Origin of the sequence: Micromonospora sp. M51 (genome assembly GCF_018070305.1) — a bacterium.
In the GTDB taxonomy this organism is placed as follows: domain Bacteria; phylum Actinomycetota; class Actinomycetes; order Mycobacteriales; family Micromonosporaceae; genus Micromonospora; species Micromonospora parva.
The window spans coordinates 1-4,228 of the sequence record NZ_JAGPXZ010000558.1 but is presented as its reverse complement, the minus strand read 5'-3'; the positions used below and the strand labels follow the sequence as shown (position 1 = coordinate 4,228).

Genomic DNA, 4,228 nt, shown 5'->3' with positions numbered 1-4,228 from the left:
GTCGTGCTGACCCGCTCCGTCACCGTGCTCTCCCGGGGTGGCGGCTCCGGGTTGCCCTGTTTCACTCACCGCGCGCTCCTTGGTCGCCCCCGCTGAGGCTACCGTGTGCCGAGAGTGGCGATAAGTTACAGCGGCGGGCCATTTCCACAACGGAGGTCACGGGCCTCGCCCGGTCTGGGGGGAAAATGCCGGCTCGTACGGAGAACTCGGAGGATCCCATGACCGCTGCGGGGAACGGTGCACAGACCGCTGGCCGGCCCACCCGCCTGCCCCGCTCCGCGCGTCGTAAGCAGCTTCTCGCTGCGGCGCAGGAGGTGTTCGTCGCGCAGGGCTACCACGCCGCCGCGATGGACGACATCGCCGAGCGGGCCGGGGTCTCGAAGCCGGTGCTCTACCAACACTTTCCCGGAAAGATGGATCTCTACCTGGCGCTGCTCGACACGCACTGTGACGCCATCGTCGCTCAGGTGCAGGAAGCGATGCGCGGCACCAGCGACAACAAGGAGCGGGTCAGCGCGTCCGTGCGGGCGTACTTCGACTTCGTCGACCACGAGAGTGAGGCGTTCCGGCTCGTCTTCGAGTCGGATCTGCGTAACGACCCGGCGGTGCGGCAGCGGGTGGAGCGGGTCGAGCAGGGCTGCATCGCGGCGATCACCGACACGATCATCTCCGACACCGGGGTGAGCCGGGCACACGCCGAGTTGCTCGCCTCCGGGCTGGTCGGGGCCGCGGAGACGGCCGCGCAGTTCTGGCTGGCCGGCGGGCGGCAGGTGCCGAAGGCCGAGGCCGAGGCGTTGGTGGCCGCGCTGTCGTGGCGGGGCATCGCGAGCTTCCCGCTGCAAGGTGAGTCAGCCTGACCGTCGACCCCGTGATCGGATAGCCTTCGCAGGGCGGTTCTTTCGCCCCAGTTGAGGAGGCACAGTGGAGGTCAAGATCGGCGTGCAGTACGCGCCGCGCGAGCTGGTTCTGGACAGCGCGCAGTCGCCGGCCGAGATCGAGCAGATCGTGACCGACGCCTTCGCCGGCAACGGCGGCACGCTCTCCCTGACCGACGAGAAGGGCCGGCGGGTCATCGTTCCCGTCGAGAAGGTCGCCTACGTCGAGATCGCCGAGGCGTCGCCCCGGGCGGTCGGGTTCACCGTCCGCTGACCGGTCCGGCCATCGCGGCAGGTCGGCGTCCGGCCCACCTGCCGCAGGCCGGCACCGACCCGACCAGCCGACGCTCAGGCGTGCGCCGAGCGGTCGACCGGTCAGTTGTTCAACCCGGCGGCGGTCATCCGTGCGGTGTGCGCGGCGGTGAGCCTGCCGAACAGCCCCGGCACGTCGACCCGGCCGTCCCGTGCGATCAGCGCGGTGAGCGTGGCCCGCTCGGCGGCGACCCGGCCGGCCTGGGACAACGCCTCTCCGACCAGCCGTCGGGCCCACATCGAGAGCCGACCGGCCACCCGGGGGTCGTCGGCGACGGCCATCCTGATCTCCGCCGCGGCGAAGTCCGCGTACCGCAAGTCGTGCAGGACGTCCAGCACCAACGCCCGGTCCGGTTCCGCCAGCGCGTCGGCGATCTCGCGGACGAAGTCGTCGGTGATCGCGTCACCGACGTACGCCTTGGTGACCACTTCCGCCCAGTCCCGCGGCTCGGTCGAGTCGTGGTACGCCTGCACCGGCTCGACATAGGGTGCCATCGCGTCCTCCGGCGGTACGCCCAGTTCGGTGAGCCGGTCGGCGAGGCGTCGGTAGTTGGCGATCTCGGCCGCGGCCATCTCGTTCAGCGCGGCCCGGCGGCGCAGGTCGGGAGCGAGGCGGGCGTCGCCGGCCATCCGCTCGAAGGCCAGCAGCTCGCCGAAGGCGACGAGACCCAGAAGATCGACGACGGCAAAGGCGGACACGAGCGGCAGGCTACCGGGCGCGCGCCCGCGCCGGCCCGATCGATCATGAAGCCGCGGTGCGCGTCGTAACCGTTTTCGCCAACTTCGCACCTGATACGACTCCCACCCGACTCTGCGGGGGCGGGGCGAACCAGGTCAGTCAAGCCGTGATGCAGGTCACATTTACTTGCCCCGCGTGGCGGATGGCCGCCCGGGAATCGGGACGCAGGCATGCCTGTTCAGGTAACATGGAGCAGTTGCCGTGGGCGCCGATCTGATCGAAGCTCAGCCTGCGGCGCGCGTGCGGCCCGGTCCAGCTCGGCAATCTGCCGCCGACCGTGTGGCCCGCGTCATACCGAACGCGCCCTGAGGACAGGACGGGCGCACCCACGAGAGGGCACCCCCACATCCACATGAGCGACCTGACTCAAGATTTGCTGGACGGCCAGGAACTGGCCCCCACCGCCCCGGTCCGACCGGAGGCCCCCACGTTCGCCGCACTCGGCGCCCGCGCCGAGACCGTCGAGGCGCTGGCCTCGGCCGGCATCACCCGCGCCTTCGCCATCCAGGAGTACGCGATCCCGATCGCGCTGCGCGGCGTCGACCTGATCGGGCAGGCACCCACCGGCACCGGCAAGACCCTCGGCTTCGGCGTTCCGCTGCTCGACCGGGTCTTCGCCCCGAGCGAGGGCAGCGACGGCGTCCCGCAGGCGCTGGTCGTCGTCCCCACCCGTGAGCTGGGCATCCAGGTTGCCAAGGACCTGGCCGCCGCTGGCCGGACGCGCGGCGTCCGGGTGCTGCCGATCTACGGCGGCGTGGCGTACGAGCCGCAGATCGACGCGCTGCGCAAGGGTGTCGAGATCCTGGTCGGCACCCCCGGGCGACTGATGGACCTGCAGAAGCAGAAGCACCTGCGGCTCGACCGGGTGCGCGCGCTCGTCCTCGACGAGGCCGACCGGATGCTCGACCTGGGCTTCCTCGACGACGTCGAGAAGATCCTGGCGATGCTTCCGGAAGACCGGCAGACGATGCTCTTCTCGGCCACCATGCCGGACCCGATCGTCACCCTGTCGCGGCGTTTCCTGCGCCAGCCGATGACGATCCACGCCGGGCACACCGCCGAGACCGGCCCGTCGCCGCAGACCCAGCAGCTGGTCTACCGCACCCACTCGATGAACAAGGTCGAGGTGGTGGCGCGCATCCTCCAGGCGGAGGGGCGTGGGTTGACCATGATCTTCACCCGTACCAAGCGGGCCGCCGACCGGGTCGCCGAGGACCTCGACTTCCGTGGGTTCGCGGTCGCCGCGGTCCACGGTGATCTCGGCCAGGGTGCCCGCGAGCGGGCCCTGCGGGCCTTCCGGGCCGGCAAGATCGACATCCTGGTCGCCACCGACGTGGCGGCCCGCGGATTGGACGTGACCGGCGTCACCCACGTCATCAACTACGACTGCCCGGAAGACCAGGACACCTACACCCACCGGATCGGTCGTACCGGCCGGGCCGGCGCGACGGGTGTCGCGGTGACCTTCGTCGACTGGGACGACATGCCGCGCTGGCGGATCATCGACAAGACCCTCGGTCTGGAGATGCCGGAGCCGCCGGAGACGTACCACACGTCGCCGCACCTCTACACCGACCTGCACATCTCCACCGAGGTCAGCGGCACGCTGCCCACGGCCGAGCGCACCCGGGCCGGGCTGTCCGCCGAGATCGAAGAGGACCTGGGTGGGACGACCCGCTCCCGCCGGGGCGACAGCGGCGGCCGAGGCTCCCGACGCGGTGAGAGCCGTGGCGAGGGTCGCGGCGAACGTCGTGGTCGGGGCGATGGTCGCCGCGACCGCCCCGACGCCGGCACGCCGGTCGCCGCCGACGCACCCGCTGTCGACGCCGCCGAGGAAGGCACCCGTACCCCCCGCCGCCGGCGTCGCCGCCGCGCCGGCGAGGTGGTCGCGGGCGAGACCACCGCGGTGATCTCCGCCGACTCCGGCCCCGCCGAGCCGACCACCGCGTCCGACGGTGAACCGTCGAAGCCGCGCCGCCGCCGACGCCGCCGTGGTGGCGGTTCCGGTGCGGGTACGCCGGCCGAGGCGACCGCCGACTGACCACCAGCCACACCTGACATCCCCCGCACCGCCTCGCGCGGCGTGGGGGATGTTCCCGTCTCCCACCCCGCCTGCTGAAGATGGAACGATGCCGCAACCACTGGACGCCGCCCTGACCGAGGTTCGGGCGCTGCTGCTCGACCCCGCGCTGACCCGGGCGGTCGCCGCCGGTCGCCGCCGCGGACGTCGCCCCACCGTCGAGCGGGCCGACCTGCGGCCGGTGACGCTGAAGGCCGGGCCCCGGATCCAGATCACCACGTC

Annotated in this window: 4 protein-coding genes and 1 pseudogene; 4 read left to right on the top strand and 1 reads right to left on the bottom strand. The window is 71.8% G+C overall.

Features of this window, described 5'->3' with window-relative positions; translation table 11 throughout:
• Positions 1-218: 218 nt before the first annotated feature.
• Both KBX53_RS24435 and KBX53_RS24430 read left to right on the top strand, forming a co-directional pair.
• Positions 219-857 carry a TetR/AcrR family transcriptional regulator gene (locus KBX53_RS24435; RefSeq protein ID WP_030329797.1) on the top strand — a complete coding sequence of 213 codons (639 nt, stop codon included), beginning with the start codon at positions 219-221 and terminating at the stop codon, positions 855-857.
• Positions 858-921: 64 nt separating this feature from the next.
• Entirely contained in the window at positions 922-1,149 is a 228-nt protein-coding gene (locus tag KBX53_RS24430; protein ID WP_030329796.1) for a DUF3107 domain-containing protein, read from the top strand.
• A 101-nt stretch (positions 1,150-1,250) separates the two neighbouring features.
• Here KBX53_RS24430 and KBX53_RS24425 read toward each other — a convergent pair whose 3' ends face one another.
• Positions 1,251-1,886, bottom strand: a complete 636-nt coding sequence (locus tag KBX53_RS24425) for a ferritin-like fold-containing protein (protein ID WP_245233560.1) — start codon at positions 1,884-1,886, stop codon at positions 1,251-1,253.
• Positions 1,887-2,278: 392 nt separating this feature from the next.
• On the opposite strand from KBX53_RS24425, the gene KBX53_RS24420 reads away from it, so the two are divergent.
• Both KBX53_RS24420 and KBX53_RS24415 read left to right on the top strand, forming a co-directional pair.
• The gene (locus tag KBX53_RS24420; protein ID WP_210861863.1) at positions 2,279-3,967 is read left to right on the top strand and encodes a DEAD/DEAH box helicase; all 1,689 of its coding nucleotides are present in this window, start codon (positions 2,279-2,281) and stop codon (positions 3,965-3,967) included.
• Between the two features lie 88 nt (positions 3,968-4,055).
• Positions 4,056-4,228: pseudogene (locus tag KBX53_RS24415) on the top strand (SAM-dependent methyltransferase); the annotation flags it as partial.